Origin of the sequence: Streptomyces fuscichromogenes (assembly GCF_014645815.1) — a bacterium.
GTDB classification, from domain to species: domain Bacteria; phylum Actinomycetota; class Actinomycetes; order Streptomycetales; family Streptomycetaceae; genus Streptomyces; species Streptomyces fuscichromogenes.
In genome coordinates, this window is sequence record NZ_BMML01000019.1 from 63,974 (window position 1) to 85,270 (window position 21,297).

Consider the following 21,297-nt stretch of genomic DNA (forward strand, 5'->3'; position numbering starts at 1 on the left):
AATGGAGACTTTCCATCCGGTACCTCTTAGGATCGCTTACATGTTGAATCTGGAGCGGCTGCGCACCCTGGATGCCCTCGCCCGGCACGGCTCGGTCAGCGGCGCCGCCGAGGCCCTGCACGTCACGACGTCGGCGGTCTCGCAGCAGATGGGCAAACTGGAACGCGAGGTGGACCAGCAGCTCCTCGCGAAGAACGGCCGGGGTATCCGGCTCACCGACGCCGGGCGGCTGCTCGCCGAGCACGCGGCCCGGATCCTCTCCCAGGTCGAGCTGGCCCAGTCCGACCTGGAGGCACACCGGGGCCAGGTCGTCGGCGAACTCAGGCTGTCCGCGTTCCCGACGGCCGCCCGTGGCCTCTTCCCGGCCGCGCTGTCCGCCCTGCGCGCCCGGCATCCGGCGCTGCGCGTCCGCTCCAGCGAACTGGAACCGGAGCAGGGCATCGCCGGGGTGGTCCGTGGCGACCTGGATCTCGCCGTCGTCCTGGACTGGTACAACAAGCCGATGCCGCTGCCCGGCGGGCTGGTCAAGGCGCCCCTGCTGGACGACCCCGCCGAGGTGGCGCTGCCGGTCGGGCACCGGCTCGCCGGCCGCGAGGAGGTCGACCTGGGGGAGTTCGCCGAGGACGAGTGGATCACCTGGGGCGAGGGCGAGTTCTGCCACGAATGGCTGATGTTCACCCTGCGCTCGCGCGGCGTCGAACCCATCGTCGGGCACCGCGCGGCCGAGACGCACACGCAACTGAACCTGGTCGCGGCCGGGTTGGGGGTGTGCATCGCACCGCTGCTGGGGCGTCACCCGGTGCCGGAGGGTGTTCTCGTGGTTCCCCTGAAGCAGCGGGTGCGCCGCCATGTGTACGTCGTCTGGCGGGCCGACGCCGACCGCCGCCCCTCGATCCGGGCGGCGGTGCAGGCCCTGCGCGGCGCGGCCGAGACGATCGGCTGAGTCCGCCTGCCCGAACTCCCTTACGCGGAACCCAGCTTGCGGAAGTCCCAGGAGGCGGTCTTCGTCGGGGTCAGCCGCGCCCAGGCGTGCCGGCCGTCGTGCGGCATCTCGTCCAGGCCGAAGTTCTTGCGGGCGAACACCGTCTCGATGTAGTCGAGTTCGGCGACCAGTTCGCCGGTCCGCGGCACCTCGCCCACGAACTCGACGGTCCCGCGCAGCTCGACGCCGCGCAACTGGTCGTACTCCTCACCGGAGTCGACCACGACCGCCACCCGCGGATCACGGGTGAGGTCCTTCCAGCGCTGGCTGCGCACCACCGAGTAGAGCCACAGGGACGTGCCGTCCCAGGCGAACCACAGGGCGCTGACGTGCGGAGCACCGGACGCCGATACGGTCGCGACCCGGCAGGTGCGTTGTGTGGTGAGGAACTCGTCCAGCTCACCGGGCGTCATCATGATCTTCCGGCCCCGGCGCTGAGTGACGGTCATGCGGCCCCCTCTTCTTCCGTTCCCGCGCAATGCTGGTTAGTCTCGCCCGCCCCGCACCAAGGCGGAAGGGGGCGTCACATGCCGTCGTACGAACGGCTCTCGGAACTCCTCGATCCCGTGAGTACCGTGCTGCTCACCGTCGAGTGTCAGCAGGGGGTGGTGGGCCCGGACAGCGCGCTGCCCGAACTCGCCCGTGAGGCACGGGTGTCGGGGGCTCTCGACAACATCGCCCGCCTGGTCGCCGCGGCCCACGACACCGGCGTCCAGGTGATCCACGCGATCGCCGAACGCCGCCCGGACGGCCGGGGCGCGAGCCGCAACGCCCGTCTGTTCCGCGCCGCCGAACGGCTGCCCGTCCAGCAGCTGTCCGGCACGACGGCGGTCCGCGTCGCGCCCCCCATCGAGGTCTCGGAGCAGGACCTCGTCGTACGACGGCTGCACGGCCTGTCGCCGATCCAGGGCACCGACGTCGACCCGCTGCTGCGCAACCTCGGCTGCCGCACCCTGATCGTCACCGGTGTCTCGGCCAACGTGGCCATCCCGAACGCCGTGTTCGACGCGGTCAACCGGGGCTACACGGCCGTCGTCCCGGCCGACGCCGTCGCGGGGGTGCCTTCCGAGTACACCCCCGCGATGGTCCGCAACACGCTCGCGTTGGTCGCCACGGTCGCGACCACGGACGAGGTGCTCGGCTGCCTCAAACGACCGCGCCGGCGGTCCTGAGGATCAGGCCAGCGATATCTGGTCGCCGGAGACCGTGATGTTCGCGGCCGTCAGGCCGGTGGTCGCCGGGCCCTGCTTCACGCTGCCGTCCGCGATGGCGAACTTGCTGCCGTGACAGGGGCAGACGATCTCGCCGTCGGCGATGCTCGACACCGCGCAGCCGGCGTGCGGGCACTTCGTCGAGAACGCCTTGTACGTGCCCGACGTCGGCTGGGTCACGACCACGGACTGGTCCTTGTAGATCGTGCCGCCGCCCTCGGGGATGTCCGTGGTCTTGGCGAGCGCGGTGCCGCCGGCCGCGGCCGTGGAGCCGCCGGCCGAGCCGTTGCTGTCCTGGGTGGTGGAGCCACCGGCCGCGTTGTTGTTCGTGGTGGTGGTGGTCGACGAGCCGTCGTCGGACGACCCGCAGGCGGTCAGCGCGGCGGCGAGCCCCGTCGCTCCGGCCGCCGCCATGACGGTACGGCGAGCCGGTCCGGCCGAGGGGTTGAGCGGTGCGCTGGTCATGTGAGGGGTTCCCTTCCGCGGAGCTTCTTCGTTGATCTGTCCAGGGGTACGGTCTTCGGGCACCACCTGTTCAGACGGCATCCAGATAGTGACCCCCTCAACATGAGGCTTCGGTAAAACGGGGCTGTCGGTTCGCTGTCGGCTTGGACGTGCCTGGTCAGGCCGGGTGCGGGAGCGCCGCGGGATCCCCAGTAATCTGGGGCGATGCTCAAGGAAGTCACCGCTACCCGCTACATCACGCCCCTGCGTGAGGGGGGCTCGCTGCCGGGGCTCGTCGAGGGCGACGACTACGGGACCTACGTCCTGAAGTTCACGGGCGCCGGGCAGGGCCGCAAGACACTGGTCGCCGAGGTGGTCTGCGGTGAACTCGCGCGCCGGCTGGGGTTCCGGATGCCCCGGCTGGTCACTGTCGAACTGGACCCGGTGCTGGGGCTCGGCGAACCCGAGCAGCAGGTGCAGGACCTGCTGCGGGGCAGCGGCGGCACCAACCTCGGCATGGACTTCCTGTCCGGTGCCCTCGGCTTCGACCCGCTCGCCTTCGCGGTGAGCCCCGAGGAGGCCGGGCGGATCGTCTGGTTCGACGCGCTGGTCAACAACGTCGACCGCTCCTGGCGCAACCCCAACCTGCTGGTCCACCACGGCGACCTCTGGCTCATCGACCACGGCGCCACCATGATCTGGCAGCACAACTGGCCGTCCGTGGCGGCGTCCGCCGCCCGCCCGTACGACGCCGCCGACCACGCGCTCGGCGGATTCGGCCCCGATGTCCGGGCGGCCGCCGCCGAGTTGGCGCCCCGGGTCACCGAGGACCTGCTCGCCGAGGTGACCGCCGAGATCCCGGACGTCTGGCTCACCGCGGAGCCCGGCTTCGACACCCCCGACGACCTGCGGCGCACCTACGCGCGGCCGCTGCTCGACCGGGCCGCCGTCATCCACGAGCGCATCACCGGCATCGAGGGGGCCAAGTGAGCCAGACCCATGTCAACGTGGCCGGACAGATGACCGAGCGCCACATCACCCGGTCCGGTCAGGGCGGCGACCGGGACGTCTTCGAGTACGCCCTGCTGCGCGTCGTACCCCGGGTGGAGCGCGGCGAGTGCATCAACGCCGGCGTGATCCTGTACTGCCGGGCCAAGGCCTACGTCGGCGCCCGCACGCATCTCGACGAGGCCCGGCTGCTGGCCCTGGACCCGGCCGCGGACCTGGCCGGGGTGCGGGCCGCGCTCGGGGCGGTGGAGGGGGTCTGCGCGGGCGGGGCGGCGGCGGGGCGCGCGGCCGGCGACGACCCGGGGCGGCGCTTCCGCTGGCTGGTCGCACCCCGCTCCGCCGTCGTCCAGCCGGGGCCCGTGCACACCGGGCTCACCCTCGACCCGGCCGCCGAGACGGAGCGGTTGCTGGACCTCCTGGTGAGGTAATGAATCACACCGCGCTGTGTGACGTTGACACCGCGTGCCAGGGCTTCTAGCGTCACGTCTGTCGAAGGTACTAAGCGGTCGCTCACTGTCCGGCCGGGTTCTCGATCAGGTGTTCTCAAGGGCGAGGAGAAACAGCAATGTCCAGCACTGAGCAGCGGGTAGCCGTCGTCACCGGTGCCGCGCGCGGTATCGGCGCCGCCACCGCCGTACGACTGGCCGCCGAGGGCCGCGCGGTCGCCGTGGTCGACCTCGACGAGGCCGCCTGCAAGGACACCGTCGAGAAGATCACCGCCGCCGGCGGCAGGGCCGTCGCGGTCGGCGCCGACGTCTCCGACGAGGCCCAGGTCGCCGCCGCGATCGCGCGGATCGTCGAGGAGCTGGGCGCCCCGACCATCCTGGTCAACAACGCCGGCGTGCTCCGCGACAACCTGCTGTTCAAGATGTCCGCGTCCGACTGGGACACGGTCCTGAACGTGCACCTGCGCGGCTCCTTCCTGATGACCAAGGCCGTCCAGCAGCACATGGTCGAGGCCGGCTGGGGACGGGTGGTCAACCTGTCCTCCTCCTCGGCGCTCGGCAACCGCGGCCAGGCCAACTACTCCGCCGCCAAGGCCGGTCTGCAGGGCTTCACCAAGACCCTCGCCATCGAGCTCGGCAAGTTCGGGATCACCGCCAACGCGGTCGCCCCCGGCTTCATCGCCACCGAGATGACCAAGGCCACCGCCGAACGGGTCAAGATGGGCTTCGAGGAGTTCAAGGCGGCCGCCGCCACCCAGATCCCCGTGCAGCGCGTGGGCGAGCCCGAGGACATCGCCAACGCCATCGCCTTCTTCACGAACGAGGCCGCCGGGTTCGTCTCCGGCCAGGTGCTGTACGTGGCCGGCGGACCGCTCGACTAGCAGACCGGAAGATCACTGGGGAACACTGACATGACTGAACTGCCCGAGCTGTCCGGCAAGGTCGCCGTCGTCACCGGCGCGAGCCGGGGCATCGGCTACGGCGTCGCCGAGGCGCTGGTCGCCCGCGGCGACCGCGTCGCCATAACCGGCCGCAACGAGGACGCCCTGAAGGCGGCCGTCGAGAGCCTCGGCTCCGAGCGCGTCATCGGCATCGCCGGCAAGGCGCACGACCTGGCCCACCAGAGCGAGGTCGTCGAGCGCACCATGGCGGCCTTCGGCCGCGTCGACTACCTGGTCAACAACGCCGGCACCAACCCGGTGTTCGGCCCGATCGCGGACGTCGACCTGGACGTGGCCCGCAAGGTGTTCGAGACCAACGTGGTCTCGGCCCTCGGCTTCGCCCAGAAGACCTGGCACGCCTGGCAGAAGGACAACGGCGGCGCCATCGTCAACATCGCCTCCGTCGCCGGTCTGTCGGCCTCGCCGTTCATCGGCGCGTACGGCATCAGCAAGGCCGCGATGATCAACCTGACCCAGCAGCTGGCGCACGAGTTCGCGCCCGGCGTCCGGGTCAACGCGATCGCCCCGGCGGTCGTCAAGACCAAGTTCGCCGAGGCCCTGTACGAGGGCCGGGAGGCGGAGGCCTCCGCGGGCTACCCGCTCAAGCGGCTCGGCGTGCCCTCCGACATCGGCGGCGCCGCCGCGTTCCTCACCTCGGAGCAGTCCGACTGGATCACCGGCCAGACGCTCGTCGTCGACGGCGGCATCTTCCTGAACGCGGGCATGGCCTGACGGCACCGCAGACGCACCGGAAATTTCTGTGCGGACATTTCCGCACAGAAATTTCGTCACAGGAGCGACGAAAACGACGCCCGGACGGCCGCACGACATTCACACGACACCATGACAACGTCGTCATAGCACATTCGATCAACGCCCGTGTTTCCGGGGTGCTTCAAGGCGCAGAACGCTGCGGTATGGTCTGCCGCCGACCCCTGGTACGGCGGATCGAGGAGCATGCGCGTGTTCAACCGGAACCGAGGGCTGCGAAGAACCGCAGCGGTCGCGTCCATATCCCTGGTGGCCGGGTGCGGTGTGTTCTCCAGCAGCAGCACGACCGACAGCGGGCCGATCGTGGTCGGCACGACCAGTGCCCCCAGCACCCTTGACCCGGCGGGATCCTGGGACGGTTCCTGGGAGTTGTTCCGGAACGTCTACCAGACACTGCTCGCCTACCCCGACGGTGCCACCACCCCGCAGCCCGACGCCGCGCGGAACTGCGCCTTCACGGACTCCGGCGCCCGCACCTACCGCTGCGAACTGCGCTCCGGCCTGAAGTTCGCCGACGGCGACAAGCTCGACGCCGCGGCCGTCAAGTACTCCATCGACCGGATCCGGAGCGTCAACGCGCCCAGCGGCCCGGCCGGACTGCTCGGCAGCCTCGACCGGGTGCAGGTGACCGGCGACCGCGAGGTGGTCTTCCACCTCAACAAGCCGGACACCACCTTCCCGTTCGTGCTCGCCACCCCGGCCATGTCGATCGTCGACCCCGACGACTACCCCGCCCACGCGCTGCGCAAGGACGACTCCGTGCACGGCTCCGGGCCGTACGTCCTCAAGTCCTACCAGGACGGCAAGCGGGCCGAGCTGGTCCGCAACGACAACTACCAGGGCTTCGCCGACCGGCAGAACGACGCGGTGACCATCCGCTACTTCCAGGACTCGGCCACCATGGTCAAGGCCCTGCGGTCCGGGGACATCGACGTCACCTACCGCGGCCTCGCCGCCTCCGACATCATCGCCCTGGAGGCGCACTCCGACACCGACCTCCAGCTGATCGACGGCACCGGTACCGACATCAGCTACCTGGTGTTCAACCCCAAGGACCCGTGGGCCAAGGTGCCCGCGGTACGCAAGGCCGTCGCCCAGCTCGTCGACCGTGCCGCGATCGCCCACACGGTCTACAAGGACACCGTCGACCCGCTGTACTCCATGGTCCCGGCGGGCCTGACCGGCCACACCACCGGCTTCTTCGACGACTACGGCGACCCCAGCACCTCCAAGGCCCGCAAGATCCTCGCCGACGCCGGCATCACCCAGCGCGTCCCGCTCACCTTCTGGTACACCACCGACCGCTACGGCTCCGAGACCGGCCAGATGTTCCAGGAGCTCAAGCAGCAGCTCGACGACTCCGGGCTCTTCACCATCACCCTGCGCAGCCGCCCCTGGAAGACCTATGTGGTCGGCTACCAGAAGGGCGAGTACCCGGTGTTCGGCCGCGGCTGGTTCCCGGACTTCCCCGACGCCGACAACTTCATCGCCCCCTTCGTCGGCGAGCAGAACGCCCTCGGCACGCCCTACCCGTCACCCGTGATCACCGGCAAGCTGCTGCCCGAGTCGCGCAGCGAGCGGGACCGCGGCGAGGTCGTCAAGGAGTTCGAGGAGGCCCAGCGGATCCTCGTCGACGACGCCCGGCTGATCCCGCTGTGGCAGGGGCGGCAGTACGTCGCGGCCAGCGACGACATCTCCGGCGGCGAACAGGCGCTCGATCCTTCGACGATCATGATGATGTGGGAGCTGCACCGCAAGACCAGCTGGTGAAACAGCCGTCCGGCACCGGTTGTCAGTGGTCGCCTGTAGGTTTTTCGGTATCAGCAGGATCTGCAAGTGACCGCAATTCGTGAGGACGTTGACGTGACCGACATCGCCATGCTGCCCGAGTCCTGGCGCGGGGTTCTGGGTGACGAACTGCAGCAGCCCTACTTCAAGGAGCTGACCGAGTTCGTCGAGGAGGAGCGGGCGAAGGGCCCCGTCTACCCGCCGCGCGAGGAGGTCTTCGCCGCGCTGGAGGCGACGCCGTACGACCAGGTCAAGGTGTTCGTCCTCGGCCAGGACCCGTACCACGGCGAGGGCCAGGGCCACGGCCTGTCCTTCTCCGTCCGCCCCGGGGTGCGGATCCCGCCGTCGCTGCGGAACATCTACAAGGAGATGCGCGAGGAGCTGGGCTGGGAGGAGGCGCCGGACAACGGCTATCTGATGCCGTGGGCCCGGCAGGGCGTGCTGCTGCTCAACGCGGTCCTCACGGTCCGCGCCGGTGAGGCCAACTCGCACAAGAACAAGGGCTGGGAGAAGTTCACGGACGCGGTGATCCGCGCCGTCGCCGACCGGCCCGACCCGGCGGTCTTCGTCCTCTGGGGCGGCTACGCGCAGAAGAAGGCGCGGCTGATCGACGAGACCCGGCACGTGGTGATCCAGAGCGCGCACCCGTCACCGCTCTCCGCCGCGAAGTTCTTCGGCACCCGCCCGTTCACCAAGATCGACGAGGCGGTGGCGGCCCAGGGCCACGAGGCGATCGACTGGCGCATCCCGAAGCGGGGCTGAGCGGCCGGAGCGGGGGCTTCGGGCCGCCGGGGGGCGGGGCCGCCGGGAAGGCCTCGCACGGTGGTGCCGATGGTCTCCGCGGGTGAGGGCGTGGGGCCGCCGGGGGAGCCGGTGCCGAGCTGTCGGTTCCGCGTGATGCGGGGCGAGGAGAGGGGGCGGTCGCGCACCGCGCGGGGCCGTCCGGGTGGAAGCCGGGGCCGAGGGGGCGGGAACACGTCGGGAGCGGCGCGGGCCGGTTGCCCCGGGGAAGGCGTCGGCGCCGGTTAGCGTCGTCGCAGACAGCCGGACACTGCGGAGGACCTGGTGGCGGAGCGACAGGAGCGCACGGAACCCGATGCCGTGCTCACGCGGATCGGGCAGGTCGTGATGCTGCACCACGCCGGCGACCGTGAGGAGGCCCGTCGGCGCCTGCTCGACCTGTGGACGGAGATCGGCGCGCACGGGCGGCCGCTGCACCGCTGCACCCTGGCCCACTACCTGGCGGACACCCAGGACGACCCGTGCGACGAACTCGCCTGGGATCTGCGGGCGCTGTCGGCGGCGGACGAGGTGGAGGGAGCCGTGGGGCTGCGCGGCTTCTACCCCTCCCTGCATCTGAACCTCGCCGCCGACTACGAGAAGCTCGGCCGCGCCGAGGCCGCGCGCAGCCACCTGCACCGGGCCCGCGGCGCCGCCGCCGCACTCGGTGACGACGGGTACGGCGACGGGGTCCGGGCCGCGATCACCCGCCTGGAACTGCGACTCGGCGACGACGGCGGCCCGGACGGCGAGTCCTGGGGCCCACCGAGGCAGCGGCCGGAGTAGCACCCCACCCGCCTCCACGCCGGGCCCTCCTGCGCCCGCTCCCCGGACACCTCCGCCGAAGGCCCCGGCGCACCTGCCCCCGACGAGCCGATACGCACCGACCACACCACCCGCCAGGCCCTCGTGCCCCCCACGGCCGCTCACTTTCCGGGCGGCGGCTCAGTGCCCGTATGTCTGCTCGCAGGCTCGTGTCTCCGGGCTGTTCGGGGCCCAGCCGCCGTACCGCCTGCCGAGGGAGCACACGTCCGGGGGGTTCGGGACGGAGTGCGAGAGGTCGGGGAGGCCGGCCGGCGGGGTGTGCGAGCGGGGTGCGGTGCGGGGGTGCGGAGCGGTGGCGCGCGGGGCCGCCGGGGGACGGTGGTGGGCCGGGGGAGGGGGTGCGGGGGCGTGCGGGACGGCCGGTGCGGAGCGGCGGGGCGGGCCGACCATCTCCAGGGCCTCCTTGGCCGGCGCCTGCACCACCCTCGGCTCGGCCCTGCCGTCCTGGCGGGGCACCGACGGCAGCGAGGGCGCCGTGCCCGCCGCGGGGCGCTGGACCGTCACACAGCCGGAGAGGGCCGAGACGGCCACGGTGACCAGGAGCGCTGCGGTCGTCGTCGTTCGATGCACCCGCGCAACTCTGCTGGGTCCGCGCGGTCGTTGACACCGTCGACAGGGCTTCGGTGCCCCGCACGGGTGATCTCCTGCCCCGTACGAGGGGCGGACGGGTGCGAGGCTGACGTCAGTCGCCGGTCACGCCGTCGATCCGCTCCCGGATCAGGTCGGCATGGCCGTTGTGCCGGGCGTACTCCTCGATCATATGGGTGTGGATCCAGCGCAGGCTGATCTGCTCGCCGGTGCGGCGGTGGCGGCCCTGGGAGAGGTCGTCCAGGCCGAAGCCGGCCGCGTTGCTCCGGGCGGTCGCGATCTCCGACTGCCAGTTCGAGTACGCCTCCTGCCAGGTGTCCGCCCGGGTGAGATGGAAGTCGCCGTCCGGATCCTCGTCGGTCCAGTAGCGGAACGGCACCTCTTCGCCGATGAGGATCCTGCGGTACCAGTTCCGCTCCACGTCGGCCATGTGCCGCACCAGCCCCATGAGCGACATCGGGGACGGTTCCACGGAGGCGGTCCTGAGCTGGGCGTCGGTCAGGCCCTCGCACTTCATCGCGAGGGTCTGCCGGTGGAACTCCAACCAGCCCTCCAGCATGGTGCGTTCGCCGGCGTCGACGGCGGGGTCACGGCGTTCGGTCGTCATGCCCGGCATCCTGGCCCACCCCCGCCCGATCCCTCCACGGATTATCGGCCCGTATGCTTCGCCGCAGGACATGTGGAGCACCGCGAGGAGAACGCCAGTGAAGGTCGGCTGCATCGGACTCGGCGACATCGCGCAGAAGGCGTACCTGCCGGTGCTGGCCATGCAGCCGGGGCTCGAACTCCACCTCCAGACCCGTACCTCCGCCACCCTCGACCGGGTGGCCGACGGCCTCCGCCTGCCCGCCTCCCACCGGCACGCGACCCTGGACGACCTGCTCGCCCAGGACCTCGACGCCGCCTTCGTGCACGCGGCCACCGTCGCCCACCCCGAGATCGTCACGCGGCTGCTGGAGGCGGGCGTACCGACGTACGTCGACAAGCCCCTCGCCTACCGGCTCGCCGACTCCGAGCGGCTCGTGACGCTCGCCGAGGCGCGGAACGTGTCGCTGTCCGTCGGCTTCAACCGGCGCCACGCCCCCGGCTACGTCCAGTGCGCCGACCACCCGCGCGAGCTGATCCTGATGCAGAAGAACCGCATCGGCCTGCCCGAGGAACCCCGCACGATGATCCTCGACGACTTCATCCACGTCGTCGACACCCTGCGCTTCCTCGCCCCTGGCCCGGTGGCGGACGTGACCGTCCGCGCCCGGGTCGCCGACGGCCTGCTGCACCATGTCGTCCTTCAGCTGGCCGGGGACGGCTTCACCGCGCTCGGCGTGATGAACAGGCTCAGCGGTTCGGCCGAGGAGATCCTGGAGGTCTCCGGGCAGGACACCAAGCGCCAGGTCCTCAACCTCGCCGAGGTGATCGACCACAAGGGACAGCCGACGGTCCGGCGGCGCGGCGACTGGGTGCCGGTCGCCCGGCAGCGCGGCATCGAACAGGCCGTCCTCGCCTTCCTCGACGCCGTCCGTGCCGGGAAGGTGCTCAGCGCCCGGGACGCACTGGCGACTCACGAACTGTGCGAGCGGGTGGTACGAGAGGTTCTGCGGCACCCCGGCGCAGCCTGACCGTGCGCAGTCCCTCGGCCAGGCAGTAGGCGGCCAGCACCAGCAGCGCGCCGCCCACCGGCCAGTCGCCGTACCGCACGAACGGGGTGACCCCGCGGGCGACCGGCACCTCGTAGACATGGACCGTGCTCGCGTCGGTGCCGAGCCAGGGGCCGATGCGCTCGCCGTCCGGGCCGTACACGGCGGAGACCCCGGTCAGCGTGGCGTGCACCATGGTGCGGCCGGTCTCGGCGGCCCGGAGCGCGGCCAGCGAGGCGTGCTGCTCGGGCGCCCAGCTGTCCTGGAAGGTAGAGGTCGACGACTGGCCGACCAGCACCTGCGCGCCGTCCTGGGCGAGATGCCGGCTCATGTCGGGGAAGGCCGTCTCGAAGCAGATCATCGGGCCGATCCGCAGCCCGTGGCCGACGTTCATCACCACCTGCTCGGTGCCGCGCCGCCGGTCCTCGCCGGCCGCCTTGCCGACCGAGGTGGCCCAGCCGAGCAGGGAGCGGGCCGGTATGTACTCGCCGAACGGGACCAGGCGCATCTTGTCGTACCGCTCCCCGGTCGGGCCGTCGGGACCGACCAGGAGGGAGCTCTTGTAGATGCCGGGCCGGTCGGAGCGCCGGGCGTCCACGTTGACCAGGATGTCCGCGCCGGTCTTCCGGGACAGGGCGGCGATCCGCCGGGCGAGATCGGGCCGGTCCCCTAGGTCGTACCCGACACTGCTCTCGCCCCAGACGATCAGGTCCGGATGCCGCCCGGCCAGCTGCCGGGTCAGCTGCTCCTCCCGGTCGAACCGCCGGTCGCCGCTGTCGGTGCCGCCGACGACGCCGGGCTGTACGACGGCGATGCGGACGTGACCGTCGACGTCCGGGCGCGGCGACCACATCCAGGCCGCCGAGGTCGCGGCGGCGGTGGCCACCAGCGAGGCCACCGCGGGCACGCGTGCCTCCCGCACGGATATCAGCACGGCGACCGCGACATTGACGGCCACCACCAGGAAGCTCAGCAGCCACACCCCGCCGACCGAGGCCAGCCGCAGCGCCGGCGTCACCTGCCACTGGGTCGCGCCGAGCATGCCCCACGGCCCGCCGAGCCCCTGCCAGGACCGCGCCAGCTCCACCATCAGCCAGCCCGACGGCAGCACCAGCACCGCGACCACGGCCCGCCCCGGCGACGGCACCCCGCCCAGCAGCCGGCGCGTCACCCAGCCCCAGGGCGCCCAGAGCACGCCGAGCAGTCCGGCGATCAGGAAGATGAAGACGCTCAGGCTCGGCAACAGCCAGTGGTGCACGGCGACCATGAACCCGATCCCGCCGCACCAGCCGTCGTACGCGGCCCGCCGTCCGGTCGGCGCCGACCGGGCCAGCAGCAGCCACGGGACCAGCGCGACGTAGGCGAACCACCACAGTGACGGCGCCGGAAAGGCCAGCACCGGCAGGGCGCCCGCCACCGCCCCGACGCAGGAACGCCGCCACGGGGAGGAGAGCCAGCGCTCGACGGTCCTCATCCATCGCCTCCTGCCCGCAGGTCCTTCCAGTGTGCGGGACCGGGCGGGATCTCCGACAGGGGGCATGGGCGCGGGCTCAGTCGGACACGGCCACCGCGCGCGGGTCGGGCAGCCTGCGCCACCTCTCCTCGACGACCACCTGACGCAGCCGCCAGCCGTCCGTGGTGCGCACGAAGGCGAAGGAGTAGCGGCCGCCGCACACGAAGTCCGGGGCGGTGGAGGTGCCGTCACCGCCGGCGAACCGCATGGGGTTGACGTAGTCGGCCCGGAGGTGGGCGGTGTCGCCGGTGTCCTGGTCCAGGACACCGAACCGCACCCGGCGGTTGACGATCAGATGCTGCCGCATCGAGAAGAGGGTCAGGTTCTCCGCGAGCCACCCGGCCACCTGCTCGGCATCGCCCTCGATCCCGCCGGCGGAACGGTAGTCGGCCCGCCCGTCCGCCGCGAACAGTCTCCGGTACGCCGTCCAGTCACCGTCGTCGACGGCCGCCGCGTACTCGGTGACCATCTCGTCCACGGCCAGCCGGTCCATCACGGTCGCGAGCTCCACACGCTGCGTCATCGGCTCAGTGTTGGGCACCGGGCGGACGGAGCCAAGGGGCACGAGCGATATTCGGTGGTGTTCGAACCGAACCACCACCGACCCCGGGCATAGGACGGCCGATCGGTCGAACAAGAGCCCAGGTTCCGCATCCGTGCCCGCCGTACGGCCACCTCCACCTCCACCTCCACCGCCACCGTCCACCAGGCCCACCACCCACCACCCGGCATCGGGCCGGGCGCCGCGGTTCAGCCGGTGTGCTCGCCGCACTTCGGCTCGGTGGGCCCGTCCTCCCGAGCCGGTCGGGTCGGTCGTGTCGGCCTGGACGGCTGGAAGTAGTGGTCCAGCGCCCAGGCGGCCACCCGGGCGCCGGCCCGGCAGCCGGCCACGTCCGCCGAGCGGGAGTGGACGCCGCCCCACACCCGGGCGTCGACGACGTCCCGGTCGAGGTCGTCGGCGGACCCGTAGAACCGCGTGGTGCCGGTGACGTCGGAGGGCACGCGGAGGTCGATGTGCGAGGTGCCGAGGACGCCGGTCAGGGCGCGTGCCACGGCGGCGGCGACGGTCGTGTGGCCGGCGACGTAGTCCGGGTGCGGCGGGGTGACGAGCAGCGGCTCCCAGGCGGGGTCCGCCGTCGTCGCCGGGTTGCCGTCGGTGTCGGCGAGGTGGATGGCGGTGATCGGCCGCCAGGAGCCGTAGTGGAACTTGGCGTCCCATGCCGTGACGACGGCGTCGGTCGCCGACGCGTTCACCGCGGCGAACAGCCGGGCCGTCTCGGCGATGCCGAGCCGGTGCCGGGCGGCGTGGTCTCGTACGGCCGTCTGGGCCTGTTCGATCAGGTTGCCGCTGAAGAAGAGGGCGGTCTCGGTCTGCCGCGCGCTCCTGCCCGAGCCGGTCTTCGCGCCCATGGCCTCCAGCTCCTGGAGGTCCTTGGCGTAGGCCGTCGAGGACAGGGCGGGCGGTGGGCCGGGCCGGAACTGCTGCGGGGAGGAGAGCAGGAGGGGACGGAGCCTGGCGAGCCAGGTGTCGATGAAGGGCTGGAACGCGGGTGGGGTGGGTCGCCAGACCCCCGGTGCCGGGGCGGCGGTGAACGGAACGTCCGCGAACCGTCCGTCCCCTTCCCGGAGTTCGATGACGCGGGCGGCGGCGCGCTGTCCGTAGTTCACGCCCAGGTCCCTGCCCTGGCCGGCCGGAAGCGCGGCGAGCGAGTCCGCGTAGGCCGTGTCGAGCCGCGCCTTGAGGCCGGGGAAGCAGGCGAGCAGCACGTCGTGGGCCGCGGTGGCGGCGGCCGCGGCGGAGGACGCCTCGGCCGGACCGCGCTCGTGCCACTTGTACAGGGCGTAACCGCCCTCGATCCCCACCACGGCGTTGTACACGGCGACGGAGACGAACCCCTCCCAGATCGCCGCCTGTCCGGAGGGGCGTGGGCCGAGGCTGGTCCTGATGGTGTCGGTGGCGATGGCGTTCCAGTCGCGGACCACGGCCGCCGGGTCCTGCGCGGGCCGGGTGCTCGCGTCGGCGGGACCTGTCGCGGCGGTGAGCGTCACCAGGGCGACGGCCGCGACGGCGCGGACGAATCCCCGGGCGCGTGAACGGGGGGGAACGGGAAGAGGGGGCTCTTGGCGCACGGCGTGCTCCCTAGGGTCGAGTGCCCGAAAGGCTTAGCAACGGCCCACCGGAGGATCAAGACAACTCGCCGCACATCAGGCACCTGGCGGAGTCGTCGAAGACCTCACCGACCGCGGTGCGGAGATCGCCGCCGGACGGCTCCCGCTAGGCCGGATGCCGTCGTCGGGGTGCGTGCCGGGGTGGCCCGCCACAGGATCCTGCTCATGCGGACATCTGCTGAGATACAGCCCTTCTCCCGGTCGACGCGGCGCGGCGGTGCGCGGCACGCGATATCCGCGGCTCTTGCCTGCGGTGTGCTGCTGGCCGGCACCGCGGCGTGCGCCGGGACCGACGAGCACCGGAGCCACGTCGGTGCCCCGGGCGTCAACAACCCTTCCGCGCCCGGCTCCTCCGGCCCGGAAGCGGGCCCGCGCCTCCCGGGCGTCGGGAGCCGCACGGGCAAGCGCGTACCGGCCGACGCCCACCAGGCCGTGGTCGTCTACGGCGACGACGCGGACTCGGCCGAGAGCACCGTCGTGCTCTACGAGAAACAGGGCACCACCTGGAAACGCGACGGCAGCTGGCGCGCGCACAACGGCAGACTCGGCTGGACGACCGACCATCGCATGGACGACGAGCGCAGTCCCGTCGGCGTGTTCTCCCTGACGGACGCGGGAGGGTCGCTCAGGGATCCGGGCAGCCGCCTGCGCTACTGGTACGACGACAACGCCTTCGCCTCCATGATCGAGGACGGCGACGACCACGTCCACGACTTCGACTACGTCATCGCCATCGACTACAACCGCCTCAAGGGCGTCCCGCCGTTCGACTGGAGCCGTCCCGACGGAGTGGAGAAGGGCGGCGGCATATGGCTGCACCTGGACCACGGCGACGGCACGTCCGCCTGTGTCACCGTTCCCGAGTCGGGCATGAGGACCCTGCTGCGCACCCTCGATCCCCGCCTGCACCCGGTCGTGGTGATGGGCGACCGGGAGCGGCTGAGCGCCTGACGACCGGCCCGTGCCCCCGGCTCGCCCGCGGTCGGCGCTCGCCGGGAACCCGGATCACCGGGAAGCCGCGGGGCTCCGCGGGAGGTCGGCGCGGGCCGCTCGCCGGGAGTTGCGGGATCCGCGCCGCGCTGCCGCGTCGGTCCCTGCCGTCGGGCCTCCCGGGTGAGGCGGCCGTCCGGTACGCCGACGAGCGGGTCGTCGGCGTACCGGACGGGACGAGACCCCGCTCGCGGCCCGGGCCCGGGAGCCGGTCCGGGCCGGTGAACCCGACGCGGCCGCCGAGCCGTTGCCCGGGGGCGGCCGTAACCGGCGCGCGTCCGCGGTCGTAGGATCGCTGTCCGGCCGCTCCCAGGAGGTTCGCGATGGCACGTCCCGTCACGGTGGTCACCGGCGGCAGCCGGGGCATCGGCTCCGCGACCTGTCTGCGGCTCGCGGCCGACGGGCACGACGTGGTGATCGGTTACGTCCGGGACGCGGACGCCGCCGAGTCGGTCGCCGCGGGAGTGCGCGGGAGCGGCGCCCGGTGTGCCGTCGTGCAGGTGGACACGTCCGTCGAGGTCCAGGTGGAGCGGCTGTTCGACGTGGCCGAGCGGGAACTGGGGCCGGTCACCGGACTGGTGAACAACGCCGCCGTGACCGGGCCGTTCGGGCGGCTGGCCGACGCGGACGCCGCCGACCTGCGCCGGGTCGTGGAGGTCAACCTGCTGGGCGCGCTGCTGTGCGCACGCCGGGCGGCCCGGCTGATGGGACCGCGCGGCAACGGCGCGATCGTGAACGTGTCCTCGGCCGCGGCCACCCTCGGCAGCCCCGGCGAGTATGTCCACTACGCGGCCACCAAGGCGGCCGTCGACGCCCTCACCGTGGGCCTCGCCAAGGAACTCGGCCCGGACGGCGTGCGGGTCAACGCGGTCGCGCCCGGTGTGATCGACACGGAGATCCACGCGGCGATGGGCGATCCCGGCCGGGCCGGACGGGTCGGTGCCACCACGCCGCTGGGCCGCGCCGGTCAGCCCGGGGAGATCGCCGCCGCGATCGCCTGGCTGCTGTCTCCCGAGGCCTCCTACGCGACGGGCACGGTCCTGCGGGTCGCCGGCGGGCGCTGAACCCGGCCCTCGGTCAGGCCGCCTCGATGATCTGCCCGCGGACCGCCTCGGCCCACTCGACCACCAGCAGTTCGTACTCCGACCGCTCCTGGGCCGACAGCGTTCCGCCCGCCCGCAGCCACAGTGCGCGGATGTGCTCGTTCACCTCGGCAGCAGACCGCACGGAACCAGGGGTTCGGGAATCGGGGGACATACCGAACAGCGTAGGGGCAAGAACTGACCCTGCGCCACCGGGCCACTACGCAGACCGTATGGGGTTGGTCACGGGCGATCCGGCGGGCGGGCGGCAATGCCCTGCCAGGTGCCAGGTGCCAGGTGCCAGGTGGCCGGCCACGACCTGGACCGGGCAGTACGCCCCCGCGCGGGCCTTCGCCCTCGCCGGAGCCGGTGCGGCGATCCCGAACCCCTGGAGAACGAGGGAACCCGGGGGTTGGCCGAGATACGGCGCCCGGCCGCCCTCAGCCCGTCGGCAGCGCCGAGGTGAGCAGCGCGAGCTTCTCGGCGCTGTCGCTGCCCGGGTCCGGGTGGTAGACGACGAGTGTCTGACCGGCCGTGCCACTGACGTCCAGCCGTTCCCGGTTCAGCCGCAGGCGGCCGACCCGGGGGTGGTCGATGACCTTGGCCGCACCGTCGCAGGACGTCACGTCGTGACGGGCCCAGAGCCGGCTGAAGTGCGGGCTGGCGAGGGAGAGTTCGCCGACCAGGTCGATCACGCGGGGGTCGTCCGTGTCGGTACCGACGGAGCCGCGGAAACCGGCGACCATACCGGCACCTGCCTCCTCCCAGCCGGGGTGGAGGGCCTGCTCGGCGGGGTCGAGGAAGGTGTCCCGCAGCCGGTTGGCGCCGACCGACAAGCGCGGTGACAGCGCGGTCGCCAGGGCGTTGACGGCGAGGACGTCGAAGTAGCGGCCCTCGACGAGCGCGGGGAGCGCAAGGGCGGCGACGAGCTGGGCGACGCCCGGCGGGACGGTCTCCTTCCGGACCCGGACCCGGCGCCGCGGGCGGTCGGCGCCGAGGCGGAGCAGATACGCCGTCGCGTCCTCGTCGAGCCGCAGTACCCGGGCGAGGGACTCCAGGACCTGCACGGAGGGGTTGCGGTCGCGGCCCTGCTCCAGGCGCAGGTAGTAGTCGGCGCTGATCCCGGCCAGCATCGCGACCTCCTCCCGGCGCAGGCCCGGCACCCGCCGTACGCCCAGCACCGGAATGCCGACCTGCTCCGGCGTGACCAGTTCGCGGCGGGCCCGCACGTACGCGCCCAGCGGGTTCGGTTCGTCGGTCATCCCGCCACCGTAGTGCGGCCCCGGCGGCCGTGCCTGGTCCTGTCACCCCCAGGATCACCGGGGCGCTGCCCCGGCGGGCGACGGGCCGCGAGTGTGGCCGGTGACGGAGACGAACAACCGAGGAGCGCGAACATGCCGACGTATCTGCTGGTACACGGTGCCTGGCACAGCGGGGAGTGCTGGGAGCGGGTGGTGCCCCTGCTGACGGCGGCCGGACACCGGGTGTACGCGCCCTCCCTGACCGGGCACGGCGAGAAGGCCGGGCTGCTCGGCCCGGACGTCGGCCTCGACACCCACGTGGCCGACGTCGTCGGGCTGATCAAGGACGAGGACCTCACCGACGTCGTCCTGGTCGGGCACAGCTACGCGGGGCTGGTCGTCTCCTGGGCGGCCAACGAGGTCCCGGACCGCGTGGGGCACTTGGTCTACCTCGACGCGATGGTCCCGGAACACGGCGAGACCGCGGCCGACATCCAGCCCGTGACCCGGGACCTGATCGACCGGGCGCTCGCGTCCGACAGCGGCTGGCGGGTCCCGCCGTTGCCCGAGATGCCGCCGCCCTACGGGCTGTTCGGCGTGACCGAGGCGGCGGACCTGGCATGGCTGCGCACCATGCTCTACGACCAGTCGGTGCGCACCTTCCAGCAGCCGGTGCGCCTGGACGATCCGGCCGTACGCACCATTCCCCGGACCCACATCCACTGCCTGGCGAACGTCCCGGAGGGCGTCGTACGCCGTCCGGTCCCCGCGACCGAGCGGGTGTGGGAACTGCCCACCGGCCACGACTGCATGATCACCATGCCGGCCGGACTCGCCGGCCTCCTGCTCAAGCTGGGGTGATCCCGAGCGGGAAAACCGCTGTGCCGGGGCGGCGACGGGTCCCTAGGGTCGGCGTATGACGGACGAGAACCAGCGGGCGGTACAGGCGGCCATCGACGCGGAGCTGCGGCTTCTCGACCCCGCGGTGCGGGCCCGCCCGGACCTCGTCCTGGAACTGCTCGACCCGGGGTTCACCGAGGTCGGGGTGTCGGGCCGGCGCTGGGACGCGACGTCGATCCTGACGGTGACCAGCGGCGGGTCGGTGTCCCCTGAGTCGCCGGTGGAGGTGAGCGGGATGTCCGGGACCGTACTGGCGCCGGGCGTCGTGCACCTCACCTACTTCGCCGACAACCAGGGCCGCCGGGCCTGGCGCAGCTCCCTGTGGCGGCACACGGAGTCGGGCTGGCGCCTGTACCACCACCAGGGCACACCGGCCGCCGAGGACTAGCCCGTACCGTCGCCCGTCGCCCGTCGCCCGTCGCCCGTCGCCCGTCGCCCGTCGCCCGTCGCCCGTCGGCAGCCGACGGCCCCGGGCCTTCGGCCGGGGGCGGTGCCGCCGTGCCGCCCGCCACGGCAGCGGCTGACCGGCTCGGTCCGGTTCGTACGGCGGGGGCTGTGCGGGCCGGGCCCGGCGAAGTCCCCTGCGGTTCGGCGGCGCCCCGCAGGGGTACTCCCGGCCGAAGGCCGGGGAGGAACCGCGCGACTAGCCACGACGGCGCCGCAGTCGGCAGACGGCACTGCGCGGCACGTCCGGCGGAGCGTTCAGCCCGCCGACTCCGCCGCGTGCGGGCTGAGGACGTCTGCCGAGACCAGGGCGATGATGACGATGCCGAGGGCGACGCGGTACCAGACGAACGGCATGAAGCTCTTGTTGGAGTTCCACTTCATGAACCAGTTCGAGCGTCGAGGTCCTTAAGCGGCTTTGACCTGCTGTTTCCACCACTCTTCAAGATCGAATGGGAGAGTAGTGGGAGATGGCACTTTCCGGACTTCTTCTTCACCGGTGATTCGGCCCGTAGGCCGTCATCGACTGCATAGTCCATGAGCATGCTGAATATAGCCTCCTCACGACCGCCGCCCCGAGCGCGGAGGTCCGCAAGGGCAACCAGGCAGGCTGGACCGTCCGGATCAACGACGCCCAGCTGACGCTGTCCGGACCGAGAGAGACCGCGCCCGAGATCTGGCGCACCACCTCGGCGCCGGCACCGTTCGATGTCATCGCGTCCGCGACCCTCTCCCTGAAGGTCCCCGCCAACCAGTACGGATACGAGGGCCGCAGCCACTCCCTCTGGTACGCCGACGCACAGGCGGAAGACCAGTACCAGTGGTTCGAGACCGCTTTTATGGACACCCCGCGCACCGGGAGGCCGAGTCGACGTGGCCCATGCACGACCGGCAGTCCCCGCGTTCACGCACCGGCCCCCGGCCGTCCGCGAAGCCCGGGCAGGTCATCACGGGCTGCCGGAAGCCGACGCTGTCATGGACCCAGCTCGCCGAGGCAGCCATCCTTCCCGAAGCCCCTGGTGACCGCCTGGCTCGTCGGGTGGCCCGCGTCACGCCCTCCCAGTTCCTGCGCTGTGCACCGGCCCTACAACTGTCCGAGGCCGTTCTGCTCGACGCGCTGGAGGGCAAGCGCGACACCTTGTACTGACCGATACCTGTTCCACCGCCGGACCAGCAGGGCCGCCCTGAGTGACCGCGCAGGGACGGGCTCATCTCTCCGCCCCTCTCCATAGCAGTGCACGGTTGCGTCCATGGAGATGGTGTACGGGTTCGACCTCATCCGGGGGTTTGCTCCGGCATCGGGATGGTGCCCGCATAGATGAACGGCCACATGCTGATCTTCGAAGTGTCGAAGCCTCGAAGGAGATCAGCCGGTGGCCGTTCTCATCTCCGGACCCTCACTCCGACGCCGGGACAAACACTCGGATCAGGTGGGAACCGGTACACCACTTCCCTGGACGCAACCCAGCGCCGCGACTGTGCACCCACGCCGGCACTGCGACACGAGCCAGGTCCGGACTCACGCCATGAGGTTGAAAAG

General features: G+C 72.0%; 24 protein-coding genes and 1 pseudogene. 15 read left to right on the top strand and 10 right to left on the bottom strand.

All coding sequences use genetic code 11. The features are described 5' to 3' along the window. Positions 1 to 40 precede the first annotated feature (40 nt). On the top strand, positions 41 to 943 hold the full coding sequence (locus IEZ11_RS33750) for a LysR family transcriptional regulator (RefSeq protein WP_189266761.1): 903 nt from the start codon (positions 41 to 43) through the stop codon (positions 941 to 943). A gap of 20 nt (positions 944 to 963) precedes the next feature. On the opposite strand, the gene IEZ11_RS33755 is transcribed toward IEZ11_RS33750, so the two are convergent. Continuing rightward, positions 964 to 1,431: a pyridoxamine 5'-phosphate oxidase family protein gene (locus tag IEZ11_RS33755; RefSeq protein ID WP_189266762.1), complete on the bottom strand. Its 468-nt coding sequence runs from the start codon at positions 1,429 to 1,431 to the stop codon at positions 964 to 966. A 78-nt stretch (positions 1,432 to 1,509) separates the two neighbouring features. Here IEZ11_RS33755 and IEZ11_RS33760 point away from each other — a divergent pair, with 78 nt between their 5' ends. Beyond that, the gene (locus tag IEZ11_RS33760) at positions 1,510 to 2,154 is read left to right on the top strand and encodes a cysteine hydrolase family protein (RefSeq protein WP_189266763.1); all 645 of its coding nucleotides are present in this window, start codon (positions 1,510 to 1,512) and stop codon (positions 2,152 to 2,154) included. A gap of 3 nt (positions 2,155 to 2,157) precedes the next feature. Here the strand turns inward: IEZ11_RS33760 and IEZ11_RS33765 are convergent, their stop codons facing one another. Continuing rightward, positions 2,158 to 2,658: a Rieske (2Fe-2S) protein gene (locus IEZ11_RS33765; RefSeq protein WP_189266764.1), complete on the bottom strand. Its 501-nt coding sequence runs from the start codon at positions 2,656 to 2,658 to the stop codon at positions 2,158 to 2,160. A gap of 204 nt (positions 2,659 to 2,862) precedes the next feature. On the opposite strand from IEZ11_RS33765, the gene IEZ11_RS33770 reads away from it, so the two are divergent. From IEZ11_RS33770 to IEZ11_RS33800, 7 genes are all read left to right on the top strand, one after another. Then, entirely contained in the window at positions 2,863 to 3,627 is a 765-nt protein-coding gene (locus IEZ11_RS33770) for a HipA family kinase (RefSeq protein ID WP_189266765.1), read from the top strand. A 29-nt stretch (positions 3,628 to 3,656) separates the two neighbouring features. Continuing rightward, a complete protein-coding gene (locus IEZ11_RS33775; protein WP_189266876.1) occupies positions 3,657 to 4,073 on the top strand; it encodes a DUF3037 domain-containing protein in 417 nt (138 codons plus the stop codon). A gap of 137 nt (positions 4,074 to 4,210) precedes the next feature. Then, positions 4,211 to 4,972, top strand: coding sequence for a 3-oxoacyl-ACP reductase FabG (fabG, locus tag IEZ11_RS33780; protein WP_189266766.1), 762 nt, complete (start codon positions 4,211 to 4,213; stop codon positions 4,970 to 4,972). Between the two features lie 30 nt (positions 4,973 to 5,002). After that, the gene (locus tag IEZ11_RS33785; protein ID WP_189266767.1) at positions 5,003 to 5,764 is read left to right on the top strand and encodes an SDR family oxidoreductase; all 762 of its coding nucleotides are present in this window, start codon (positions 5,003 to 5,005) and stop codon (positions 5,762 to 5,764) included. A 225-nt stretch (positions 5,765 to 5,989) separates the two neighbouring features. Then, entirely contained in the window at positions 5,990 to 7,573 is a 1,584-nt protein-coding gene (locus tag IEZ11_RS33790) for an ABC transporter substrate-binding protein (RefSeq protein WP_229713518.1), read from the top strand. Between the two features lie 93 nt (positions 7,574 to 7,666). Continuing rightward, on the top strand, positions 7,667 to 8,353 hold the full coding sequence (gene ung, locus IEZ11_RS33795; RefSeq protein WP_189266877.1) for a uracil-DNA glycosylase: 687 nt from the start codon (positions 7,667 to 7,669) through the stop codon (positions 8,351 to 8,353). A 303-nt stretch (positions 8,354 to 8,656) separates the two neighbouring features. Further along, positions 8,657 to 9,157, top strand: coding sequence for a hypothetical protein (locus IEZ11_RS33800; protein WP_189266769.1), 501 nt, complete (start codon positions 8,657 to 8,659; stop codon positions 9,155 to 9,157). Between the two features lie 159 nt (positions 9,158 to 9,316). Here IEZ11_RS33800 and IEZ11_RS33805 read toward each other — a convergent pair whose 3' ends face one another. Both IEZ11_RS33805 and IEZ11_RS33810 read right to left on the bottom strand, forming a co-directional pair. Then, positions 9,317 to 9,766 carry a hypothetical protein gene (locus IEZ11_RS33805; RefSeq protein WP_189266770.1) on the bottom strand — a complete coding sequence of 150 codons (450 nt, stop codon included), beginning with the start codon at positions 9,764 to 9,766 and terminating at the stop codon, positions 9,317 to 9,319. A 112-nt stretch (positions 9,767 to 9,878) separates the two neighbouring features. Next, the gene (locus IEZ11_RS33810) at positions 9,879 to 10,391 is read right to left on the bottom strand and encodes a DinB family protein (RefSeq protein ID WP_189266771.1); all 513 of its coding nucleotides are present in this window, start codon (positions 10,389 to 10,391) and stop codon (positions 9,879 to 9,881) included. Positions 10,392 to 10,488: 97 nt separating this feature from the next. On the opposite strand from IEZ11_RS33810, the gene IEZ11_RS33815 reads away from it, so the two are divergent. Next, positions 10,489 to 11,400 carry a Gfo/Idh/MocA family protein gene (locus tag IEZ11_RS33815; RefSeq protein ID WP_189266772.1) on the top strand — a complete coding sequence of 304 codons (912 nt, stop codon included), beginning with the start codon at positions 10,489 to 10,491 and terminating at the stop codon, positions 11,398 to 11,400. Here IEZ11_RS33815 and lnt read toward each other — a convergent pair. The 3 genes from lnt to IEZ11_RS33830 all read right to left on the bottom strand — a co-directional run bounded on the left by lnt (position 11,318) and on the right by IEZ11_RS33830 (position 15,061). Next, the gene (gene lnt, locus IEZ11_RS33820) at positions 11,318 to 12,892 is read right to left on the bottom strand and encodes an apolipoprotein N-acyltransferase (RefSeq protein WP_189266773.1); all 1,575 of its coding nucleotides are present in this window, start codon (positions 12,890 to 12,892) and stop codon (positions 11,318 to 11,320) included. The genes IEZ11_RS33815 and lnt overlap by 83 nt on opposite strands. Before the next feature lie 76 nt (positions 12,893 to 12,968). Continuing rightward, positions 12,969 to 13,454 (bottom strand): nuclear transport factor 2 family protein, encoded by a 486-nt coding sequence (locus IEZ11_RS33825; RefSeq protein ID WP_189266774.1) that lies wholly within the window; start codon positions 13,452 to 13,454, stop codon positions 12,969 to 12,971. A gap of 227 nt (positions 13,455 to 13,681) precedes the next feature. Continuing rightward, positions 13,682 to 15,061 carry a vanadium-dependent haloperoxidase gene (locus IEZ11_RS33830; protein ID WP_189266775.1) on the bottom strand — a complete coding sequence of 460 codons (1,380 nt, stop codon included), beginning with the start codon at positions 15,059 to 15,061 and terminating at the stop codon, positions 13,682 to 13,684. 204 nt (positions 15,062 to 15,265) lie between these two features. Here IEZ11_RS33830 and IEZ11_RS33835 point away from each other — a divergent pair, with 204 nt between their 5' ends. Together IEZ11_RS33835 and IEZ11_RS33840 are read left to right on the top strand one after the other, a co-directional pair. Next, a complete protein-coding gene (locus tag IEZ11_RS33835; RefSeq protein ID WP_229713519.1) occupies positions 15,266 to 16,051 on the top strand; it encodes a hypothetical protein in 786 nt (261 codons plus the stop codon). A 362-nt stretch (positions 16,052 to 16,413) separates the two neighbouring features. Continuing rightward, complete coding sequence (locus IEZ11_RS33840; protein ID WP_189266776.1) at positions 16,414 to 17,154, top strand: SDR family oxidoreductase; 741 nt, start codon at positions 16,414 to 16,416, stop codon at positions 17,152 to 17,154. 13 nt (positions 17,155 to 17,167) lie between these two features. On the opposite strand, the gene IEZ11_RS33845 is transcribed toward IEZ11_RS33840, so the two are convergent. Both IEZ11_RS33845 and IEZ11_RS33850 read right to left on the bottom strand, forming a co-directional pair. Beyond that, positions 17,168 to 17,347 (bottom strand): hypothetical protein, encoded by a 180-nt coding sequence (locus IEZ11_RS33845; protein WP_189266777.1) that lies wholly within the window; start codon positions 17,345 to 17,347, stop codon positions 17,168 to 17,170. Between the two features lie 265 nt (positions 17,348 to 17,612). Further along, the gene (locus IEZ11_RS33850; RefSeq protein ID WP_189266778.1) at positions 17,613 to 18,434 is read right to left on the bottom strand and encodes a helix-turn-helix domain-containing protein; all 822 of its coding nucleotides are present in this window, start codon (positions 18,432 to 18,434) and stop codon (positions 17,613 to 17,615) included. A gap of 132 nt (positions 18,435 to 18,566) precedes the next feature. Here IEZ11_RS33850 and IEZ11_RS33855 point away from each other — a divergent pair, with 132 nt between their 5' ends. Beyond that, positions 18,567 to 19,274, top strand: coding sequence for an alpha/beta fold hydrolase (locus tag IEZ11_RS33855; RefSeq protein WP_189266779.1), 708 nt, complete (start codon positions 18,567 to 18,569; stop codon positions 19,272 to 19,274). Positions 19,275 to 19,329: 55 nt separating this feature from the next. Next, positions 19,330 to 19,701 (top strand): nuclear transport factor 2 family protein, encoded by a 372-nt coding sequence (locus tag IEZ11_RS33860; RefSeq protein ID WP_189266780.1) that lies wholly within the window; start codon positions 19,330 to 19,332, stop codon positions 19,699 to 19,701. Positions 19,702 to 20,015: 314 nt separating this feature from the next. Here the strand turns inward: IEZ11_RS33860 and IEZ11_RS33865 are convergent. Further along, positions 20,016 to 20,147 (bottom strand): annotated as a pseudogene (locus IEZ11_RS33865) (undecaprenyl-diphosphatase); the annotation flags it as partial. Between the two features lie 490 nt (positions 20,148 to 20,637). Between IEZ11_RS33865 and IEZ11_RS33870 the strand changes: the two are divergent. Then, the gene (locus tag IEZ11_RS33870; RefSeq protein WP_189266781.1) at positions 20,638 to 20,904 is read left to right on the top strand and encodes a hypothetical protein; all 267 of its coding nucleotides are present in this window, start codon (positions 20,638 to 20,640) and stop codon (positions 20,902 to 20,904) included. Positions 20,905 to 21,297 lie beyond the last annotated feature (393 nt).

What these genes read in the sequence shown, in the direction of transcription:
- IEZ11_RS33845 (WP_189266777.1), bottom strand. Translation starts at nt 17,347, where the DNA reads ATGTCCCCCGATTCCCGAACCCCTGGTTCCGTGCGGTCTGCTGCCGAG.
- IEZ11_RS33790 (WP_229713518.1), top strand. Translation starts at nt 5,990, where the DNA reads ATGCGCGTGTTCAACCGGAACCGAGGGCTGCGAAGAACCGCAGCGGTC.
- IEZ11_RS33840 (WP_189266776.1), top strand. Translation starts at nt 16,414, where the DNA reads ATGGCACGTCCCGTCACGGTGGTCACCGGCGGCAGCCGGGGCATCGGC.
- fabG (WP_189266766.1), top strand. Translation starts at nt 4,211, where the DNA reads ATGTCCAGCACTGAGCAGCGGGTAGCCGTCGTCACCGGTGCCGCGCGC.
- IEZ11_RS33755 (WP_189266762.1), bottom strand. Translation starts at nt 1,431, where the DNA reads ATGACCGTCACTCAGCGCCGGGGCCGGAAGATCATGATGACGCCCGGT.
- IEZ11_RS33810 (WP_189266771.1), bottom strand. Translation starts at nt 10,391, where the DNA reads ATGACGACCGAACGCCGTGACCCCGCCGTCGACGCCGGCGAACGCACC.
- IEZ11_RS33765 (WP_189266764.1), bottom strand. Translation starts at nt 2,658, where the DNA reads ATGACCAGCGCACCGCTCAACCCCTCGGCCGGACCGGCTCGCCGTACC.
- IEZ11_RS33835 (WP_229713519.1), top strand. Translation starts at nt 15,266, where the DNA reads ATGCGGACATCTGCTGAGATACAGCCCTTCTCCCGGTCGACGCGGCGC.
- IEZ11_RS33785 (WP_189266767.1), top strand. Translation starts at nt 5,003, where the DNA reads ATGACTGAACTGCCCGAGCTGTCCGGCAAGGTCGCCGTCGTCACCGGC.
- IEZ11_RS33750 (WP_189266761.1), top strand. Translation starts at nt 41, where the DNA reads ATGTTGAATCTGGAGCGGCTGCGCACCCTGGATGCCCTCGCCCGGCAC.
- IEZ11_RS33825 (WP_189266774.1), bottom strand. Translation starts at nt 13,454, where the DNA reads ATGACGCAGCGTGTGGAGCTCGCGACCGTGATGGACCGGCTGGCCGTG.
- IEZ11_RS33850 (WP_189266778.1), bottom strand. Translation starts at nt 18,434, where the DNA reads ATGACCGACGAACCGAACCCGCTGGGCGCGTACGTGCGGGCCCGCCGC.
- IEZ11_RS33855 (WP_189266779.1), top strand. Translation starts at nt 18,567, where the DNA reads ATGCCGACGTATCTGCTGGTACACGGTGCCTGGCACAGCGGGGAGTGC.
- IEZ11_RS33770 (WP_189266765.1), top strand. Translation starts at nt 2,863, where the DNA reads ATGCTCAAGGAAGTCACCGCTACCCGCTACATCACGCCCCTGCGTGAG.
- lnt (WP_189266773.1), bottom strand. Translation starts at nt 12,892, where the DNA reads ATGAGGACCGTCGAGCGCTGGCTCTCCTCCCCGTGGCGGCGTTCCTGC.
- IEZ11_RS33760 (WP_189266763.1), top strand. Translation starts at nt 1,510, where the DNA reads ATGCCGTCGTACGAACGGCTCTCGGAACTCCTCGATCCCGTGAGTACC.
- IEZ11_RS33775 (WP_189266876.1), top strand. Translation starts at nt 3,657, where the DNA reads ATGACCGAGCGCCACATCACCCGGTCCGGTCAGGGCGGCGACCGGGAC.
- IEZ11_RS33870 (WP_189266781.1), top strand. Translation starts at nt 20,638, where the DNA reads ATGCACGACCGGCAGTCCCCGCGTTCACGCACCGGCCCCCGGCCGTCC.
- IEZ11_RS33860 (WP_189266780.1), top strand. Translation starts at nt 19,330, where the DNA reads ATGACGGACGAGAACCAGCGGGCGGTACAGGCGGCCATCGACGCGGAG.